General features: G+C 71.0%; 16 protein-coding genes. 8 read left to right on the top strand and 8 right to left on the bottom strand.

Features of this window, described 5'->3' with window-relative positions:
- Window positions 1–94: 94 nt before the first annotated feature.
- From IE272_RS25010 to IE272_RS24990, 5 genes are all read left to right on the top strand, one after another.
- Window positions 95–679, top strand: a complete 585-nt coding sequence (locus IE272_RS25010) for a hypothetical protein (RefSeq protein ID WP_007456881.1) — start codon at window positions 95–97, stop codon at window positions 677–679.
- A gap of 82 nt (window positions 680–761) precedes the next feature.
- Entirely contained in the window at window positions 762–941 is a 180-nt protein-coding gene (locus tag IE272_RS25005; protein ID WP_032793702.1) for a hypothetical protein, read from the top strand.
- Between the two features lie 168 nt (window positions 942–1,109).
- Window positions 1,110–1,532, top strand: coding sequence for a BlaI/MecI/CopY family transcriptional regulator (locus tag IE272_RS25000; RefSeq protein WP_050356798.1), 423 nt, complete (start codon window positions 1,110–1,112; stop codon window positions 1,530–1,532).
- A 9-nt stretch (window positions 1,533–1,541) separates the two neighbouring features.
- Window positions 1,542–2,111: an amino-acid N-acetyltransferase gene (locus IE272_RS24995; RefSeq protein ID WP_032793703.1), complete on the top strand. Its 570-nt coding sequence runs from the start codon at window positions 1,542–1,544 to the stop codon at window positions 2,109–2,111.
- Window positions 2,112–2,255: 144 nt separating this feature from the next.
- Window positions 2,256–2,591 carry a histone-like nucleoid-structuring protein Lsr2 gene (locus tag IE272_RS24990; protein WP_003968298.1) on the top strand — a complete coding sequence of 112 codons (336 nt, stop codon included), beginning with the start codon at window positions 2,256–2,258 and terminating at the stop codon, window positions 2,589–2,591.
- Here the strand turns inward: IE272_RS24990 and IE272_RS24985 are convergent.
- Window positions 2,570–3,172, bottom strand: a complete 603-nt coding sequence (locus tag IE272_RS24985) for an SCO3374 family protein (protein ID WP_050356749.1) — start codon at window positions 3,170–3,172, stop codon at window positions 2,570–2,572. The two genes, IE272_RS24990 and IE272_RS24985, sit on opposite strands and share 22 nt — an antisense overlap.
- Window positions 3,173–3,622: 450 nt before the next feature.
- Here IE272_RS24985 and IE272_RS24980 point away from each other — a divergent pair, with 450 nt between their 5' ends.
- Window positions 3,623–6,151 (top strand): ATP-dependent Clp protease ATP-binding subunit, encoded by a 2,529-nt coding sequence (locus tag IE272_RS24980; protein WP_007456892.1) that lies wholly within the window; start codon window positions 3,623–3,625, stop codon window positions 6,149–6,151.
- An 89-nt stretch (window positions 6,152–6,240) separates the two neighbouring features.
- Here IE272_RS24980 and IE272_RS24975 read toward each other — a convergent pair whose 3' ends face one another.
- Window positions 6,241–9,561, bottom strand: a complete 3,321-nt coding sequence (locus tag IE272_RS24975) for a serine protease (protein ID WP_190008098.1) — start codon at window positions 9,559–9,561, stop codon at window positions 6,241–6,243.
- Window positions 9,558–9,956: a trypco2 family protein gene (locus IE272_RS24970; RefSeq protein ID WP_050356747.1), complete on the bottom strand. Its 399-nt coding sequence runs from the start codon at window positions 9,954–9,956 to the stop codon at window positions 9,558–9,560. The genes IE272_RS24975 and IE272_RS24970 overlap by 4 nt, the downstream gene beginning before the upstream one ends.
- Window positions 9,957–10,412: 456 nt before the next feature.
- On the opposite strand from IE272_RS24970, the gene IE272_RS24965 reads away from it, so the two are divergent.
- Window positions 10,413–11,129, top strand: a complete 717-nt coding sequence (locus tag IE272_RS24965) for a M23 family metallopeptidase (RefSeq protein ID WP_050356746.1) — start codon at window positions 10,413–10,415, stop codon at window positions 11,127–11,129.
- A gap of 262 nt (window positions 11,130–11,391) precedes the next feature.
- Here the strand turns inward: IE272_RS24965 and cseC are convergent, their stop codons facing one another.
- From cseC to IE272_RS24940, 5 genes are all read right to left on the bottom strand, one after another.
- Window positions 11,392–12,729, bottom strand: coding sequence for a two-component system sensor histidine kinase CseC (cseC, locus tag IE272_RS24960; RefSeq protein WP_050356745.1), 1,338 nt, complete (start codon window positions 12,727–12,729; stop codon window positions 11,392–11,394).
- Window positions 12,726–13,439, bottom strand: coding sequence for a two-component system response regulator CseB (gene cseB, locus IE272_RS24955; RefSeq protein ID WP_007456903.1), 714 nt, complete (start codon window positions 13,437–13,439; stop codon window positions 12,726–12,728). The genes cseC and cseB overlap by 4 nt, the downstream gene beginning before the upstream one ends.
- A gap of 64 nt (window positions 13,440–13,503) precedes the next feature.
- Window positions 13,504–14,199: a hypothetical protein gene (locus tag IE272_RS24950; protein WP_050356743.1), complete on the bottom strand. Its 696-nt coding sequence runs from the start codon at window positions 14,197–14,199 to the stop codon at window positions 13,504–13,506.
- Between the two features lie 161 nt (window positions 14,200–14,360).
- Window positions 14,361–15,032 (bottom strand): SigE family RNA polymerase sigma factor, encoded by a 672-nt coding sequence (locus IE272_RS24945; RefSeq protein ID WP_050356742.1) that lies wholly within the window; start codon window positions 15,030–15,032, stop codon window positions 14,361–14,363.
- A gap of 218 nt (window positions 15,033–15,250) precedes the next feature.
- A complete protein-coding gene (locus IE272_RS24940) occupies window positions 15,251–16,156 on the bottom strand; it encodes an iron-sulfur binding domain-containing protein (RefSeq protein WP_190008096.1) in 906 nt (301 codons plus the stop codon).
- Between the two features lie 292 nt (window positions 16,157–16,448).
- Between IE272_RS24940 and IE272_RS24935 the strand changes: the two genes are divergently transcribed.
- The gene (locus IE272_RS24935; RefSeq protein ID WP_050356741.1) at window positions 16,449–17,195 is read left to right on the top strand and encodes a hypothetical protein; all 747 of its coding nucleotides are present in this window, start codon (window positions 16,449–16,451) and stop codon (window positions 17,193–17,195) included.
- The last annotated feature ends 411 nt before the right edge of the window (window positions 17,196–17,606 follow it).

The raw sequence follows: 17,606 nt of genomic DNA, 5'->3' as shown, positions 1-17,606 counted from the left end.
GGTACGCCGCGCCACCGACGACCAGTTAAACGGATTTTGTCCATTTAGCACGTATTGTCGCGTTATGCCCACGCCCTACGGTTCACGAGGCGGCATGGCGTTCAGCGCGGACGAGCTGCGGGTGCTCCGACGTGCCCTTGCCATCGCCCTCCACCCCATGCCCCTGTCCGACGAGGACGTCCAGGACTGCCTGCGGCTCGCCGGCTCCGTGGACGAGGCGGCCGGCGAGGCGGGTCGGCTGCGAGCGTTCCTCCTCGCCGACCTCGCCCGCTACCGCAACGCCCTCCCCGGCTCCGCCACCGGCTACCTGGAGCTGCTCCAGGACGCCCTGGCGGCCGGCTACGACCCCCGCCCGGACGATCTGGCCGCCCTGCGGGCCCTGCGCGGCGGGCGGCTCGCAGCGGCCCTCCTGGAGCGCTGCCAGGTGCTCGCCGAGCGTTCCGTACGGGCCCGCCTCGCCGGCCGCTCCGCCGGGCTCACGGCTCCCGGGCCCCGCAGCCGGCTGCTCGCCCTGCCCGGCGGCCGTGCCGCCGACCGGGAGCCGGACCGGCCCAGGACCCCGGCCGCCCCGGACCGCCCGCAGAAGCCGGGCGACCGCCCGATGCCCAAGCCCTCCGAAGTCTTCCCGCCGCGCCGCCGGCCCGCGCCGCCCCCGTCCGAGGAGCGGGCCGCGGGCTGATCCCCGCGCGGCATCCGACGCGGCGGCCTCCCACCGGGAGGTCGCCGCGTCGGGCGGTTCCGGGCTCGCTACTCTGGACGGCATGGACTATGTATCCGCGCTCGTGCCCCCCGTGGTGATGGCCGTCTTCTTCATCGCCCTGATCGTGATCATCGTCAAGAGCCAGGGCGGTCCGAACAAGACCAAGGAGGACGCCGTGGTGGACGCGGCGCTCGCCCGCGCGGAATCCGTAAAGCAGACCGCTCGTCCGGAGAATGTCTGATCGCGAGAGCGGCCCGTCCGCCCCGTAATCCTCCCGACGCGCACACCCGGAGCGCACGACTCGTCCGAGCCGTGCGCTCTTTTGCTGTGTAAATACCAGAACATTCAGGACATCTAGCACTAAAGTGATCTCGTGCCCCGCCAATTGGGAGACCTCGAAGACGCCGTGATGACACGCGTCTGGCAATGGAACCGACCGGTCACGGTGCGGGAAGTCCTTGAGGACCTTCAGCAGGAACGGTCCATCGCCTACACGACCGTGATGACGGTAATGGACAATCTCCATCAGAAGGGCTGGGTGCGCAGGGAAGTCGACGGCCGGGCCTATCGATATACGGCCGTCTCCACCAGGGCCGCCTACTCGGCCGCACTGATGAACGAAGCCTGGTCACGCAGTGACAACCCCGCCGCCGCACTTGTCGCGTTCTTCGGCATGATGTCCGCCGAACAGCGCGAAGCACTGCAGGACGCTGTTCGCATGGTTTCCCCCAACCTTGCCGAAACCACCCCCGGCGACCCCGCGGAACCGACCGCCGGCGCCGCCGGAGATGACGCCCCGGCCGATGACGCGACGCAGGAGAGCGGGCGATAGCGTCGGGGCATGTCCCCAGAGCAGCCACAAAGTGATCCGGATACCGAACTTCATACCGACCCGTCGGTAAATAAGCCCGCCATCACCGTCCGACGGGCCAGAACGAGTGATGTCGCGTCGGTGCGACGACTCCTCGACGGGTACGTGTCCGGACGCATCCTGCTCGACAAAGCGACCGTCACCCTTTACGAGGACATCCAGGAGTTCTGGGTCGCGGAACGCGACGAGGACGCGACAGTCATCGGCTGCGGCGCACTTCACGTCATGTGGGAAGACCTGGCGGAAGTGCGGACCCTTGCCGTCGACCCCCGCATCAAGGGCGCGGGAGTCGGGCATCACGTACTGGACAAGCTCTTGCAGACCGCGCGATGGCTCGGTGTCCGCAGGGTTTTCTGTCTCACCTTCGAAGTGGACTTCTTCGCGAAGCACGGCTTCGTCGAGATCGGGGAGACGCCCGTTGACACCGATGTCTACAGTGAGCTGCTGCGTTCCTACGACGAGGGTGTCGCGGAGTTCCTCGGTCTCGAACGAGTGAAGCCGAACACCTTGGGCAACAGCCGGATGCTTCTGCACCTGTGATCTGCAGAAGGACCTGCAACCCTATGTCCGAATCGCGCATGTTTCCTGTCTTCTCGGGCTGCTGAACCTCTCCCGGGGGTTTGTGTTTTCGAGGGAAAAGCGGTTTCCTTTCCGCGTACTCCATTTTCGATGAAAGGAAATCCCGTGGCACAGAAGGTTCAGGTCCTTCTTGTCGATGACCTCGACGGCGTCGAGGCCGATGAGACCGTCACGTTCGCCCTTGACGGCAAGACGTACGAGATCGACCTCACCACGGCCAACGCGGACAAGCTTCGCGGCCTTCTCGAGCCCTACACCAAGGGTGGACGTCGCACCGGTGGCCGTGCCGCCACGGGCCGCGGCAAGGGCCGCGCCGTGGCCGGCGGTAACAAGGACACCGCGGAAATCCGCCGGTGGGCGCGGGAGAACGGCCACAACGTGAATGACCGCGGCCGCGTTCCCGCCGAGATCCGTGAGGCTTACGAGAAGGCCAACGGCTGATCCGCTCCACCCCTTGTCAGCACCCCGGAACGGGCGCGTGACAACCGGACCCGATGGCATTCGGTAGCCGCGGCGTCCACCAGGCGTACGAGATCGGGGGCATCCCCACCGCTGCTCCCGAAGCCCGCGAGGGCCGGCAGTCCCGGCCCGGGCACACGCCTCGGCTCTGGGGGCCGCAGCCACACAGCGGCCCCCGGCGAGTCCCCCGGGGCGCCCGGGAGAGGCGGGGCCGTGACGCGGCCCCCCGCACCCACGGCGGCCAGGTCCAGCGCGACCGGGCCCCACTCCAGCCAGTCGAGCAGCCCCGGCAGCTCATCGGCGCCGCCCGCGGCGACCAGCAGCCCCATCCGCGTACCGGACAGCAGCACGGGACCGGTGCGCACACCGCGCCGCAGCACAGCGTGACCGGCCTCGGCGGGCAGCTCCAGCACATCGAAGAGCGCCCCGGTGAGCAGTCGCAGCGGAGCCCGGCCCGCGGTGGCCCAGCCCAGCTCCGTCGCGTACCGCCGGGCAAGTGCGGCGTCGGCGGAACCCGGAGCGGCATCGGGCGACGATCGGGGCTGAGGGACGGCGGGGGTCATGTCCGATGAACCGCCGAATCACCTCCGGGGTTACGCAGGGTTCGCGACGGATCACGTTCCGTCCCGGCCGTGGGGGCGCGCGAGAGCATTCAGCAGCGCAAGGATGTTCGCCCGTAGCGGAGGGAACCGGGGCGCGCCGCATGGACTGTCAGTGATTGCGGGTAAGACTTTCCTAGTGGGAAGGGGCGACACGCGGGCCGAGGCGTCTCACGTTCGCCATCGGCGTACTGGCGAAAGGGGTATCTGCCTGGCCTGCGGGAACATCGTCTCGCACCATCGGGTTGGAGCAGTTGTCAGCTGTTCGGCAGTAAGAATCCCCGCCCGGCGCGGGGTGATCCGGACGGATGTCGGCAGTTGGAATGAGCTGTCCCGTCCTGCGGGACTAGCATGCGGAAGGACTGGGAGGGGACCGACCCCTCACTGACCGACCGCTCTGAGGAGCGATTAACGATGTTCGAGAGGTTCACCGACCGCGCGCGGCGGGTTGTCGTCCTGGCTCAGGAAGAAGCCCGGATGCTCAACCACAACTACATCGGCACCGAGCACATCCTCCTGGGCCTGATCCATGAGGGTGAGGGTGTCGCCGCTAAGGCCCTGGAGAGCCTCGGGATTTCGCTCGAGGCGGTCCGCCAGCAGGTGGAGGAGATCATCGGGCAGGGGCAGCAGGCTCCTTCCGGGCACATCCCCTTCACTCCGCGAGCCAAGAAGGTCCTGGAGCTGTCGCTCCGCGAGGCTCTTCAGCTGGGCCACAACTACATCGGCACCGAGCACATCCTGCTCGGCCTGATCCGCGAGGGCGAGGGCGTCGCCGCCCAGGTCCTCGTGAAGCTGGGCGCCGACCTGAACCGGGTCCGGCAGCAGGTCATCCAGCTGCTTTCCGGGTATTCGGGCGGCAAGGAGGCGGCCACCGCAGGCGGTCCCGCCGAGGGCACGCCCTCCACGTCCCTGGTGCTCGACCAGTTCGGCCGGAATCTCACCCAGGCCGCTCGTGAGTCCAAGCTCGACCCGGTCATCGGGCGCGAGAAGGAGATCGAGCGGGTCATGCAGGTGCTGTCCCGCCGGACCAAGAACAACCCGGTCCTCATCGGCGAGCCCGGCGTCGGCAAGACGGCGGTCGTCGAGGGCCTGGCCCAGGCGATCGTCAAGGGCGAGGTGCCCGAGACCCTCAAGGACAAGCACCTCTACACCCTGGACCTCGGCGCCCTGGTCGCCGGCTCCCGGTACCGGGGTGACTTCGAGGAGCGCCTGAAGAAGGTCCTCAAGGAGATCCGCACCCGCGGCGACATCATCCTGTTCATCGACGAGCTCCACACGCTGGTCGGTGCGGGTGCCGCGGAAGGCGCCATCGACGCGGCTTCGATCCTGAAGCCCATGCTGGCGCGCGGTGAGCTCCAGACCATCGGCGCCACCACGCTCGACGAGTACCGCAAGCACCTGGAGAAGGACGCCGCTCTCGAGCGCCGCTTCCAGCCCATCCAGGTCGCGGAGCCGTCGCTGCCGCACACCATCGAGATCCTCAAGGGCCTGCGCGACCGTTACGAGGCCCACCACCGGGTCTCCATCACGGACGAGGCGCTGGTCCAGGCCGCGACCCTGGCCGACCGGTACATCTCGGACCGCTTCCTGCCGGACAAGGCGATCGACCTGATCGACGAGGCCGGATCCCGGATGCGCATCCGCCGGATGACCGCGCCGCCGGACCTCCGCGAGTTCGACGAGAAGATCGCGGGCGTCCGCCGCGACAAGGAGTCGGCCATCGACTCCCAGGACTTCGAGAAGGCGGCTTCCCTCCGCGACAAGGAGAAGCAGCTGCTGGCGGCGAAGGCCAAGCGCGAGAAGGAGTGGAAGGCCGGCGACATGGACGTCGTCGCCGAGGTCGACGGCGAGCTCATCGCCGAAGTCCTGGCCACGGCCACCGGAATCCCGGTCTTCAAGCTGACGGAGGAGGAGTCCTCCCGTCTGCTGCGCATGGAGGACGAGCTCCACAAGCGCGTCATCGGGCAGAAGGACGCCATCAAGGCCCTTTCGCAGGCGATCCGCCGTACGCGAGCCGGTCTGAAGGACCCGAAGCGCCCCGGTGGCTCGTTCATCTTCGCCGGCCCGTCCGGTGTCGGTAAGACCGAGCTCTCCAAGACGCTCGCCGAATTCCTCTTCGGCGACGAGGACGCGCTGATCTCCCTCGACATGTCGGAGTTCAGCGAGAAGCACACGGTTTCCCGTCTCTTCGGTTCGCCCCCCGGCTACGTGGGCTACGAGGAGGGCGGCCAGCTCACCGAGAAGGTGCGCCGCAAGCCGTTCTCCGTCGTCCTCTTCGACGAGGTCGAGAAGGCCCACCCCGATATCTTCAATTCCCTGCTCCAGATTCTGGAGGACGGTCGCCTGACCGACTCCCAGGGTCGGGTCGTGGACTTCAAGAACACGGTCATCATCATGACGACCAACCTCGGGACCCGGGACATCTCGAAGGGCTTCAACCTGGGCTTCGCCGCCCAGGGCGACGTCAAGACGAACTACGAGCGGATGAAGACCAAGGTCAACGAAGAGCTCAAGCAGCACTTCCGGCCGGAATTCCTCAACCGTGTCGACGACACGGTCGTCTTCCACCAGCTGACCGAGGAAGACATCATCCAGATCGTCGACCTCATGCTCGCCAAGGTCGACGAGCGCCTCAAGGACCGCGACATGGGCATCGAGCTCAGCGGCGAGGCCAAGATGCTGCTCGCGAAGAAGGGCTACGACCCCGTGATGGGCGCCCGGCCGCTGCGCCGGACGATCCAGCGGCAGATCGAGGACATCCTCTCCGAGAAGATCCTCTTCGGTGAGCTGCGTCCCGGTCACATCGTGGTCGTGGGCACCGAGGGCGAGGGTGACGACAAGACGTTCACCTTCCGCGGCGAGGAGAAGTCGGCTCTGCCCGACGTCCCGCCGATCGAGCAGGCGGCAGGCGGCGCCGGCCCGAACCTCACGAAGGACGCGTGACACGCGCGTAGGGCGTGAGCCCGAGCGTGTGAAGGGGCTGCCCCGGAACCGGTTTCGTCACCGGTCCGGGGCAGCCCCTTTTCTGCGGCTCACAGGTACGGGCTGACCGTGAGCCGTTCGCCCAGTCCCTCCGCACCGACCACGGTGATGTGCTCGCGTCCGGTGACCGTCACCGCGAGGTCGGGCCAGTCGCCGACCGCTGACAGATCCAGGCCGCCGGCATGCTCCGAGACGTCCAGGGTGAGGTGGGTGACTCCCGGGAAGAGGGGCCGGACGACGTCCAGGACCCGGCCGTCGCGCGGAGCCTGGAGCCTCAGCTCCTCGACGGCCGGGAGGGCGGGCGCGTCGGTGGGCGGGTCCTGCCAGGGGAAGGCTTTGAACGTCAGCTCGGTGATCCGAGGGAACGCGGCCAACGCGGTGAGCGCCTCGTTCCAGTCGCTCAGCTCGGAGACCTCCAGGGCGATCAGCGAGGGCCAGGCGTCCAGGGCGTCCAGCACGAGCGGCCGTCGCGCCGTGAGGGCGAGGTCCTCCACCGGAGGGTGGGGGGCGATGTCGCTGAGCCGGTCGGTCGCGAGCCCCGTCAGCTCCAGCGACCCCAGTGAGGCGGGCAGGTCGGCGGCGATGGCCTCGTGCGCGGTCGGCAGACCGGAGAGATCCAGGCACAGCGTCGTCAGCGCGGTCAGTTCCCCGAGAGCAGTCAGATCCCGGATCCCGGGACAGCTGTCGATCTTCAAGTACCGCAGGGTCGGAGCGACCGGCAGCAGACAGGAGAGGCCGGTCAGCGACGCGTTGTCGTCCAGGACGAGGTGCACCGGCCGTTTGCCCTCCAGCGCCGCTCGTATCTCCGCTTCGGGGGCGTCCACCTCCAGGCGCAGATACTGGAAGTCGGGCAGATGCCGCAGGGCCGCCAGCCGCCTGCGGTCGCTCACGATGAGGAACACCGCCGCGAGGTCGCACCGGGCCAGCACCTCGATGGCGTACTCCTCGGGGGGAAAGCTCTCCCACTCGTACGCGAACCGCATGCTCAGATCGGGATGGGCGAGAAGCCAGGACTCGGCGTACGGCACCGCCGCGGCTCCCCCGATCGCGGCGATCAGGTCCGCCACGTGCTCGACGCCGTGGTCTCCGGGCCTCCTCCGTCCCGGCGCCGGCAGGAACTCCAGCGCCGCCTCGCCCAGCCCGGCCAGGACGTCCACCTGGTCGCCGTCCGTCGGCGGGAACAACGCCGCCGTGCCGGCGCGCACCCGTTCCCGTACCCCACCGTCCAGCCACGCCGCGTGCTGCGCGCACAGGGCGGCGAGGACATGGAGGCCCACACGGTCGATCGTCCCTTCCTCGTGCGTCAGCCCCGCGTCCAGCAACCCCTCGACCAGCACGGCCAGTTCGCGGCGCCCGCAGTGGCCCGCCGCCAGCAGGACCACGTCCTGCCAGGGCTCCTCGTCCGCGTGGCGCAGCAGTTCGTTGAGGTGGTCGTCCTCGACGAGCTCCTTCGCGGCCAGGTAGTCCTGGAACGTCCGGTGGATGAACTGGTAGGTGGCGTCGGCGCGTTCCTGGAGCAGACCACTGCGGTTGAGCAGGTGGGTGAGGATCCTCTCGGGCGGGCCCTGGGCCCTGACCCGGTCCATCCCCGCCAGCGCACGGCCGAGTTGGCGCAGTGCCTGGCCCCGGGTGAACTCCGACTGGCCCTCGCGGACCAGCCAGACGGCGATCCGCTGGAGGAGCTGGGTGGCTTCCTCGACGTCCAGCTCGATGCCCTCGGGGTTCCCGATCCGGCGGCGACGGTCGCGGTGGCCCACCAGCAGCTCCAGGGCCGAGCGGTACAGCTGCCAGCGGGTCTCGGGAAGGAAGCCGTCGCGCCGGCGGTGCAGCGCGCAGATCACCGCGCAGAGCAGCGGCGTACGGGCCAGGTCACCGAGCGTGGGGTTCTGGTCGAACTGGCGGGACAGGTCGCGGCCCAGCTCGTCCAGCCGATCGGCGTCGTCCTCCTCCGACAGCCGTGCCGCCCGATGCCAGGAGGCCACGAACGCCTGGATGTCCTCGTTCCGCATCGGCAGCAGCCGCAGCTCCCCGAAACCCTCGGAGCGCAGCCAGTCCGGCTCGACGGCGAGCGGTCGCACGGTCGCGACGCACCGGGTGTCCGGGTAGCGGTCCAGGAGCTGCGCGAGCCAGAAGTGCGCCTGTTCGCGCTCCTCCGGCGGCACCTCGTCCAGGCCGTCCACCAGCAACAACGCCCGCCCGGACGCCAGGACCCGGCCCGCCCAGCCCTCCGGGGCCGCGTCGATCACCAGCCCCGCCGCACCCGACAGCTCGGCCGGACCCGGGAACGTACCGCCGCGGGCCCGCAGGGTGCGCAGGGGCACCACGAAGGGGATCAGGCCGTTCAGCGGGGCCAGCGCGTCGCTCAGGGTGCGGGCCGAGGCATGGGCGGCGAGCCACCACAGCAGCGTCGTCTTGCCCGCGCCCGCCTCGCCGCGCAGCAGGACCCGGGGGCGGTCGGCGAGGAGGGCGTCGATGCGCTGGGGGAGGGGCGGGGCGTGGGCGGCGGGGGGTCCGGGAGCGACCCGGTCCTGCGCCTGGGCCCGGTCCTGCACCCGGTCCTGCGTCTGTGCCTGGGCCTCCAGGCTGAGATAGGCGGTGTCCAGGTCCCATTCGGCGTCGTGCCGACTCAGCTCGTCCAGGCCGAAGATCTTCGTACGGCGGTAGGCGACGCCGAGCGCCTGGGCGTACTCCGCCTCGTACCGCAGGTCACGCGGGAAGCTGCCGTGGACGAGCTCTTGGCGCAGGTCGATTCCGGTCCGCTGATAGACGAGGCGGAAGGGCTTCGCCGCCAGGACCGGGGCGAGCGGGACGCATTCGACCCGCCGGCCGTCGCGCTGCTGCGGGACCTGCCGGGCGATGCCCAGGAGCACGTCCCCCATGAAGACCGGGCCGCCGGAGAGCCCGGACAGGGCGGCCGGCTCGTCGTCCGGGCGTGCGGCGGGCGGGCCGTCCAGATCGCAGACCAGCAGGTCGCGGACCCGGCCCGCCATGGGCAGGACCGTCGCCGTGTACTGGTCCGCCTCCAGGCGCTGGTCGCGGCCGTAGCGCTGGATGCGCGGGAAGCCGGTGATCTCGCACTCGGGTATCGCCTGGCGGGTGTCGACCACACCGAGCCGTACGGGGGGAACGGGCCGCACCGGTTCGATGGCCTGGAGGAGCGCCACGTCCAGGCGGTAGTCGATCCAGGCGACCGTGGCGCGGGTGCGCTCCGGGCTGTCCGGGTGGGCGACGTGGACGGTGCCGGTCTTGACCACATGGGCGCAGGTCAGGATCAGCAGGTCGGTGAGGAGGACACCACTGCCCTGGAGGACCCCGGAGACGACCACCGTGCGGTCGGAGGGGTGGGTGCCGGAGGGACGCGTCGTGCTCACGCGCGGGCGGACCCCTCGCCGAACCCCGCCGTGGACCCGTCGTCCTCTGCTGTGCTCCCGCCGAACCCCGCCGTGGACCCGTCGTCCTCCGTCCCGATCTCCCACGCCTCGCCCGTGGCGGCGTTGCGCGGGGTCAGGGTGAAGGCCACCTTGTGCGTGCGGCCCGTGGTGCGGGCGGCGTCCGCGCCCGCCTCGACCACCCAGGCCTTCACCTTGCCGCCCGCCTTGGCCTCCCGGCGCAGTTCGAGGGTGAACTCCATCTGGATGTCGCCGACCGCGAAGGAGACCGGGTGGTCCGTGGCCCGGGTCGCCGCGTCGATGAGCTGGTTGCGGATGGACGCGACGGCATCGGCGAGCTCGATGCCGTCCAGCGCGTGGGTGTTCTCGGCCGTCATGGGGTCCCCCGGGGTGCGGTGCCGCTTTCCCGTCAGCGTAGTGAAGTAGCAGGCCGAAGGTCCCGAATCGGAAGGACTTAGGTCCCACCGGCGGTGACAAGGCGCACAGCCCGAAACAGGCCTACTACCCGGGCTAGGAGAAAGCGCCGTGATCGGCCGCGGGACCTTCGGCCCGGCGGCGGCAGGCCCTTTCGAGGCTCTGGGCGATACAGCCCTTTCGCGGTGCCATGTCCGGAAAAGGGCCCATGGAGCAGGCGTTAAACGTCTTCCGCGCGAAGGATTTCGTAGCCCGCGCCGACTCCTCACAGGGGGACAAGCGCGACGAATTCCCCCGGCCCCCTCTACGGCTTTTCTTCGTAGATGGGGTGTTTGAGCACCGGCGGGGGTGCGGGTTACCAAGGTGGAGCAAGCCCGGACAGCACGCCGGGTCCACTCACCTTCGGAGGACTTCCTCGTATGAAGCGCGCAACGAACCAGCACACCATCCGCCCGTCCGCCTTCCGCGTCCGTGGCGCCGTCCTGGCCGCCGGCCTGGGAGCGTCCGTGGTGCTGGGTGCCGGATCGGCGTTCGCGTCCAGCGGCAGTGAAGCCGCTGCCGCTCCCCTCGCCGCCGCCACGGCCGCCGACTCCGTCGCCCAGCAGGCGACCGCGCAGGGCAAGGCCGCCGACGCGGCCAAGAAGGCCTCCGCGAAGAAGGCCTCCGACGCGAAGAAGAAGGCCGAGGACAAGAAGAAGGCCGCGAAGAAGAACGCCGCCTCCTGGAAGTCCCCGGTCAAGAAGTACACGCTGAGCGCCAGCTACGGCACCGGTGGCGCCCGCTGGGCCGCCAAGCACTCCGGCCAGGACTTCGCCGTGCCGGTCGGCACCGACGTCGTGGCCGCCCACAAGGGCACCGTCGTGAAGGCCGGCCCGAACGGCGCCGGCGACGGCCCCGCGTACGGCAACGCCGTCGTGATCAAGCACTCCAACGGCAAGTACTCGCAGTACGCGCACCTGTCGAAGGTCAACGTGAAGATCGGCCAGACCGTGAAGACGGGCCAGAAGATCGCCCTGTCCGGCAACACCGGAAACTCCAGCGGCCCGCACCTGCACTTCGAGATCCGCACCAGCCCGAACTACGGCTCGGCGCTGAACCCGGCCGCGTTCCTCCGCTCGGTGCACGTCTCCATCTGATCCGGCCGGCGTAACCGCCCACCCGCCGGGACCCGGCGGGCGAGCAGCACAACCGAAAAGAGTCAGTGGACCCGTTACACCCCGGTACCCGGGGCGTGCGCCCGGGTCACCCGTCCGACGGCGACGTCGAGGACAGCCTCACGGCTCACTCCTCGGGGTCGCCGTCGGCGTTCCCGCAGCCCGATGCGTGCCCCGTGCGTGCCCGGTGCGTGCCCGATGCGTGCCCGACGGGGTGCCGACGGGTGCCCGACCGGCGTACGGCTCAGTCCGACGCCTGCCGCTGGTCCGCCATCCGCAGCACCGGGAAGCTCCCGGTGTCCGTCGGCGCGTGCTCCGGCAGCCACAGCACCGCGATCGCCCCGCCCGTGCCCTCCGCCGCACCCGAGGGCGCCGCGTTGCGGAAGGTCAGCCGGGCCCCCAGCACCCTCGCCTGGCCCGCCGCGATCGTCAGCCCGAGCCCGTGCCCGTGCCCGGCCCGGTCCATGCTTCCGGTACGGAACCGGCTCGGCCCGTCCCGCAGGAGCTCCTCCGGGAACCCCGGACCGTGGTCGCGGACCCGCACCACCCGGCCCTCGACGGTGACCTCCACCGGGGTCGAGCCGTGCTTGGCGGCGTTCCCGAGCAGATTGCCGAGGATGCGCTCCAGCCGGCGCGGATCGGTGGAGACCCACGACTCGTGCACCACCCGCACGGTCACCTCGGGGTTCAGCAGCCCGATCCGGCGGCTGACGAACTCGCCGAGCGGCAGCATCTGGAGTTCGGCCCGCTCCGACGCGCTGTCCAGGCGGGCCACCTCCAGCACGTCCTCGACCAGCGTCCGCATCGCCTGGGCCCGGTCCCGTACCAGCTCGGTGGGGCGGCCCGGCGGCAGCAGCTCGGCCGCCGTGAGCAGCCCGGTCACCGGGGTACGCAGCTCATGGGCGATATCCGCGGTGACCCGGCGCTCCGCCTCGATCCGCTCGTTCAACGCGTCGGTCAGCGCGTCGACCGCCCGCGCCAGCTCGTCGGTCTCGTCGCGGACGACCCCGCCGACGGCCTCCCTGACCCGTACGTCCGTCTGCCCCTGGGCGACCCGGCCCGCCGCTGCCGCCGCCTTGCGCAGCCGGCGCGAGAGCTGGCCGCCGATGAGGACCCCGAGCGCGCAGCCGCCGAAGACCACCGAGACCGAGCCGATGATCAGGGCCCGGTCCAGGTCGTCCATGATCGTGGCGGAGCGGTCCGCGAACCGGGAGTGCAGCGAGAGCACGTCCCCGCCTGCCAGCGGAACCGCCGCCCAGACCTCGGGGACCCCGTCGGGTGCCTGCGTCACATGGGTGGCCCGGCGGTTCTTGCGGACCTCGTCGCGCAGGCTCGGCGGGATCGTCGGGTCGTTGAGCTTCGCCCCGAATTTCGGCCCGCCCTTCTGCATGCTCGTCGCCTCGTAGAAGCGCTGGGCGCCCAGCAGCCGCTCCAGCTGCACCTCGCGGGCGTTCTCGATCATCGAGACGCGGGCCGCGTTGTGCACCACGAGGCTCAGCGCCACCGCGATGAGCGCGCCGACCGCCGCGATGGCGATGCTGATCTTCCAGCGGACTCCGGTCCGCAGGGCCAGTCGCTTCATCCGCGCAGCTTGTAGCCGAAGCCGCGGACCGTATCGATCCGGTCCTGGCCGATCTTGGTGCGCAGCCGCTGGACATGGACGTCCACGACCCGGGTGTCACCGCCCCAGCCGTAGTCCCAGACCCGCTCCAGGAGCTTGTCGCGGGACAGGACGGTGCCCGGCGCGGACGAGAACTCCAGCAGCAGCCGCATCTCGGTGGGCGTCAGCGCCACCTGCTCGCCGGCGCGCCGGACCTCCATGCCGTCCGTGTCGACCTCCAGATCGCCGAAGACCAGCACCCCGCCGAACGCCCCGGCCTCCTCCTCCGCACCGCCGCGGCCCGGCCCGTCCGGCCCGGCCGCGTGGCCGAAGCGGCGCAGCACCGCCCGGATGCGCGCTACCAGGACCGCGCCGTCGAACGGCTTGGTGACGTAGTCGTCGGCCCCGGCCTCCAGGCCGAGCACCACATCGATCGAGTCGGCCCGCGCGGAGAGCATGATCACCGGGACGGTCGACTCGTCGCGGATACGGCGGCACAGGCTCACCCCGTCCAGGCCCGGCACCATCACGTCGAGCAGGGCGATGTCCGGCCGGTCGGCGCGGAACGCCTCCAGACCGGAGAGCCCGTCGGGCATCGCGGTGACCGTGAAGCCGACCCGTTCCAGGGCGAGCTGGGTGGCCTCGCGGATGACGTCGTCGTCCTCGACGAAGAGGACGTGGGTCTCGGCCATGGGGCTGCTTCTCGCTTTCCGTTCCCGCCCGGTTCCACCGGCACGACGTCGTTCCTGCCGGGGTTCAATTCCTGCTCTGCTCCGCCGGCGTGTCCGACGGAGCAGGCTCCACCGGCTCTACCGGTTCCACCGGTTCCATCGGCTCCGACTGCACCGGAAGCTCGCTGTCCGTGCCCTCGACGGCACGGCTGAAGTCGTTGTGCACCCGGTCGTGCTCGGTGAAGCGGTCGCTCGCCCAACGGTAGGTGACCACCTCCGAGCCGGACGGGTACGCCAGCGGATCCTTCGACCCGTAGACCTGGGTCGTCACCACCAGGTCGCCCCGGTCGATCGTTCCGTAGACGGCGGGGACCTCGGCCGCGAAGACGTTCTTGTACGAGCCGTCGCCGTCCGCCCGGTACACATACGTTCCGACGCCCACCGAGTCGGCGCAGCTCATCACGTTGACCACCACGTCGGCGGCCCGGCCGCCGGTCATCGACCCGTAGGAGGTGTCGATCGGATAGGCCTTGCCCGCGCAGGGCTTGAGCCCGTCCCTGACCTGCTCGCCCACCTTGGGGTCGTCCTGGAGGAGCCGCACGGCGTCGACCCGCCTGACGGGCGGGGTCGTGCCGGAAGGGGTGGCCCGGGGGGTGATCTGGGCGACCGGCTGACTCCCGGCGGGGCCCTCGTCGCGGGTGCCGGTGCCGCCCGTGGAGCAGCCGACGCCGAACAGCCCGAAGGCGACGAGTCCGGCCAAGGCCGTGCCACCCGCCGCCATACCGCTCCGGAATCCCCGGCTCCGGCCCGATCTCCCCGGGTCGTCGCCGTCGTCCGATCCCCCGGAACCACTCAAGGAGGAGTCACTCGAGGCAGGGCCGCTCCCGGAAGGGCTGCCCGGGGAGTCGTCCCCGAAGCCGCCCCCGACACCGCTGCTGCCGCTCAGGCCGCGCACCGCTCCATCCCCCGCTCGTCGTGACGCCCGTTCCGCTGCGCCGGTGTGTGTGCCCTCGCCCCCGGCACCGTCGTCACCGGCGACCGCTGGGCGGGGACACGGGCGGAGGTGACCGGCGCCGCGCTCCGGTGGCCCCCGGTCTCCCGGGCGACCGCCTCGCGGCTGACCAGCTCGCGGCTCTCCAGCTCCTGGCGCAGCCGCGCCAGGGCCCGGTGCAGCGTGCTCTTGACCGTACCGGCCGACATGCCGAGCGCCGCGGCCGTCTCCTCCGTGCTCATCTGCTCCCAGTGTCGCAGCACGACGACGCTGCGTTGCTTGGGAGCCAGAATGCCCAGGATGTCCATCAACAGGGCGCGGTCGGCGCGCTGCTCACTGCCGTCCTCGACGCTCGCGTCGGGCAGCTGCTCGGTCGGGACCTCTTCGAGCTTGCGCGCCCGCCACCACTCCGTACGGGTGTTGATCATGACGCGGCGCAGATAGGCGTCGGCCAGGGACTTGTCGGCGATGCCGTCCCAGCGGCCGTAGGTGCGCACCAGAGCGGTCTGCAGCAGGTCCTGGGCATCCACGGGGTCCGGAACCAGACGGCGTGCGCTGCGCAGCAGCGCCTCCTGCCGTGTGCGTACGTAGTCCTCGAACGCGAGCACCTCGCCCTGCGCCATGACAACCGCCTCCGTCCCCGAACATCCCCGTGTCACCCCGGGCCGCGGGTGTTCCGCGGTCCGGCCGTCCTGCTGTCGGAGACGCTACGGAGGCGTTGTCACGGCGATGTGCGGAGCAGCCGTAGGCCGGTGCACGGCTGCCCATCGGTTGTGTAACAGTGCCGGAGAGGACGTTTCCCGGGGACCGGCGACAGGGCCGCCGGATTCGGGGCCGGGTGTCAGGTCATCGGCAGCCGGTACCGGCCGTCGGCCAGCGGCTCGACCAGCCCGTCGGCCACCAGCCCGTCCAGCGCACGGGCCCGCTGCACCGGCTCCTCCCACACCGCGTCCAGCGCGGCCTGGGCCACGGGGCTCACCGAGTCCCGCAACACCGCCAGCAGCCGCCCGCGCACCTGGCGGTCGGTACCGGCGTACGTCTGACCCTTGCGCGGCGGCCCCTGGTGCGCGGGCTTCCCGGCCAGCCGCCAGGCACACCGCGAGGCGATCGGGCACCGGTCGCAGTCCTCGTTGCGCGCGGTGCACACGAGGGCGCCCAGCTCCATCGTGGCCGCCGCCCAGCGCGCCGCCCGTTCGTCCTCCTCGGGCAGCAGCGCCCGCGCGAGCTTGCGCTCGGCGGCCGTGGTCGCGTTCGGCGGGTACTGGACCCCGGACGCGGCACGGGCGAACACCCGGCGGACGTTCGTGTCGAGCACCGCGTGCCGCTGTCCGTACGCGAACGAGGCCACGGCCGCCGCCGTGTACTCGCCGATCCCGGGCAGCGCCAGCAGCTGGGCGTGCTCGCTCGGCACATCGCCGCCGTGCCGTTCCGTTATCGCCTGCGCGGCCCCGTGCAGGCGCAGCGCACGGCGCGGGTAGCCGAGCCGGCCCCAGGCGCGGACCGCCTCCCCGGGCGCCTCGGCGGCGAGGTCGGCGGGGCGGGGCCAGCGGGCGAGCCACTGTTCGTACACCGGGAGGACCCGGCTCACCGGGGTCTGCTGCAGCATGAACTCGCTGACCATCACTCCCCAGGCGCCCGCTTCGGGGCGGCGCCAGGGCAGATCGCGGGCATGCTGCTCGAACCACCCGATGACGGGGGTGTGGAGGGAGGCGGCGGGGGGCGTCTGTGTCGAAGTCATGGCAGTCATCGCACGGACGATCCTGGCACGGAAGCGGGAGCGGCGGTCACGGGCGCGGGGGTGTCGGCCCACGAGGCGGTCCAGGGGGTGACAACGCCACCCGTTCTGTCCCCTGTGACCGGATCCCCGTGATGATGATCGGCAAAACTTGCGGCCGGAGCGGCGGGTGGGGCCTGAGTCGGTCCGGATCTCTCGTAGAGTTCGGGCCGTGGGATCTATGCGCAATCCGGTCGGTCCGCTTCCCTCCAGCATCTACTGGCGACGAAGGGCGGTAGCGGGACTTCTGGTTGCGCTGCTCGCCGTGCTGATCGCCTGGGGTGTGACGTCCGGAGGCGGTGGAGGAAGCCGGAACGACGGCAAGTCCGGCGGCTCCGACCCGGTCGAGTCGATCACTCCCGGGCCCTCGGGCTCCGGTCCCGCGATCAGCCAACAGCCGGGCGGCCGCGACGAGTCGGGTGAGAACGGCGGCTCCGGGGGCTCCGGCGGGTCGGGCGGCTCCGACGGCGGCGCCGGCGCGTCCTCCGGCGGTGCGGGCGACGGCGCTTCGTCCGACGGGGCGTCAACGGGCGGTGCGGGCACGGCCGGTTCGGGTACGGGCGGCGGCGGCACGGCGGGCCAGCAGGTCCCGGCCGGCTCCCCGCTCCCCGAGTGCAAGCCCGCCGCGGTGCGGTTGAGCCTGCGGACGAAGGTCAGTTACGGCCCCGACGACCGGCCGAAGTTCGAACTGATCGCGAAGAACACCTCGTCGGCCACGTGCAAGGCCGACCTCGGGCCGAAGAGCGCGGTCCTCACGGTCACCGAGGCCGGTGGCGAGGACGACGATCCGATCTGGTCCTCGAAGGACTGCCCCGCCTCGGCCGGCCCGCTGTTCCTGAAGGTCCCGGCGGGCGCGACGGTGATCCACACGGTCGACTGGAACCGCACCCTGTCCGCCCCCGGCTGCGCGACCCCTCCGGCGGGCAAGGCCGGCCCGGGAACGTACCTCCTGGAGGCGAAGACCCCGGGCGAGGCGGTCCAACGAGCGTCGTTCGTCCTCGCCAAGGACTGACCACCCGAGCCCCCTCGGACCACCTTCAGCCCGCCCGGCCATCCCCAGCCCGCCCGGCCATCCCCAGCCCGTGCAGCCATCTCCAGCCCGTCCGGCGTTTGAGGACGGAACCGTGCACACGGACGTGCGATGCGCCCACGGGGCCGGGTGGGCCCGGTAACCCCAGCCTGTCCGGCGTTTGAGGACGGAACCGTGCAGGCGGACGAGCGAAGCGACCATGGGGCCGGGTGGGCCCGGTAACCCCAGCCTGTCCGGCGTTTGAGGACGGAACCGTGCAGGCGGACGAGCGAAGCGACCATGGGGCCGGGCAAGCCCGCATGAGCACCGCCCGTCCAGCCCCAGGGTTCCGTCCTCAAACGCCGGACGGGCTGGAGGTGGCCGGGGCTCCGTCCTTGTGCGCGCCGGACGGGC

Origin of the sequence: Streptomyces anulatus (assembly GCF_014650675.1) — a bacterium.
Taxonomy (GTDB): Bacteria; Actinomycetota; Actinomycetes; order Streptomycetales; family Streptomycetaceae; genus Streptomyces; species Streptomyces anulatus.
The sequence above is the reverse complement of the archived record's forward strand: the minus strand, read 5'-3'. Positions and strand labels throughout refer to the sequence as shown.

Excerpts from the sequence above, each read along its gene's own strand:
- IE272_RS24980 (WP_007456892.1), top strand. The coding sequence starts at position 3,623 with ATGTTCGAGAGGTTCACCGACCGCGCGCGGCGGGTTGTCGTCCTGGCT.
- IE272_RS24950 (WP_050356743.1), bottom strand. The coding sequence starts at position 14,199 with ATGGCGGCGGGTGGCACGGCCTTGGCCGGACTCGTCGCCTTCGGGCTG.
- cseC (WP_050356745.1), bottom strand. The coding sequence starts at position 12,729 with ATGAAGCGACTGGCCCTGCGGACCGGAGTCCGCTGGAAGATCAGCATC.
- IE272_RS25010 (WP_007456881.1), top strand. The coding sequence starts at position 95 with ATGGCGTTCAGCGCGGACGAGCTGCGGGTGCTCCGACGTGCCCTTGCC.
- IE272_RS24940 (WP_190008096.1), bottom strand. The coding sequence starts at position 16,156 with ATGACTGCCATGACTTCGACACAGACGCCCCCCGCCGCCTCCCTCCAC.
- IE272_RS24995 (WP_032793703.1), top strand. The coding sequence starts at position 1,542 with ATGTCCCCAGAGCAGCCACAAAGTGATCCGGATACCGAACTTCATACC.
- cseB (WP_007456903.1), bottom strand. The coding sequence starts at position 13,439 with ATGGCCGAGACCCACGTCCTCTTCGTCGAGGACGACGACGTCATCCGC.
- IE272_RS24985 (WP_050356749.1), bottom strand. The coding sequence starts at position 3,172 with ATGACCCCCGCCGTCCCTCAGCCCCGATCGTCGCCCGATGCCGCTCCG.
- IE272_RS24965 (WP_050356746.1), top strand. The coding sequence starts at position 10,413 with ATGAAGCGCGCAACGAACCAGCACACCATCCGCCCGTCCGCCTTCCGC.
- IE272_RS24970 (WP_050356747.1), bottom strand. The coding sequence starts at position 9,956 with ATGACGGCCGAGAACACCCACGCGCTGGACGGCATCGAGCTCGCCGAT.
- IE272_RS25005 (WP_032793702.1), top strand. The coding sequence starts at position 762 with ATGGACTATGTATCCGCGCTCGTGCCCCCCGTGGTGATGGCCGTCTTC.
- IE272_RS25000 (WP_050356798.1), top strand. The coding sequence starts at position 1,110 with ATGACACGCGTCTGGCAATGGAACCGACCGGTCACGGTGCGGGAAGTC.
- IE272_RS24945 (WP_050356742.1), bottom strand. The coding sequence starts at position 15,032 with ATGGCGCAGGGCGAGGTGCTCGCGTTCGAGGACTACGTACGCACACGG.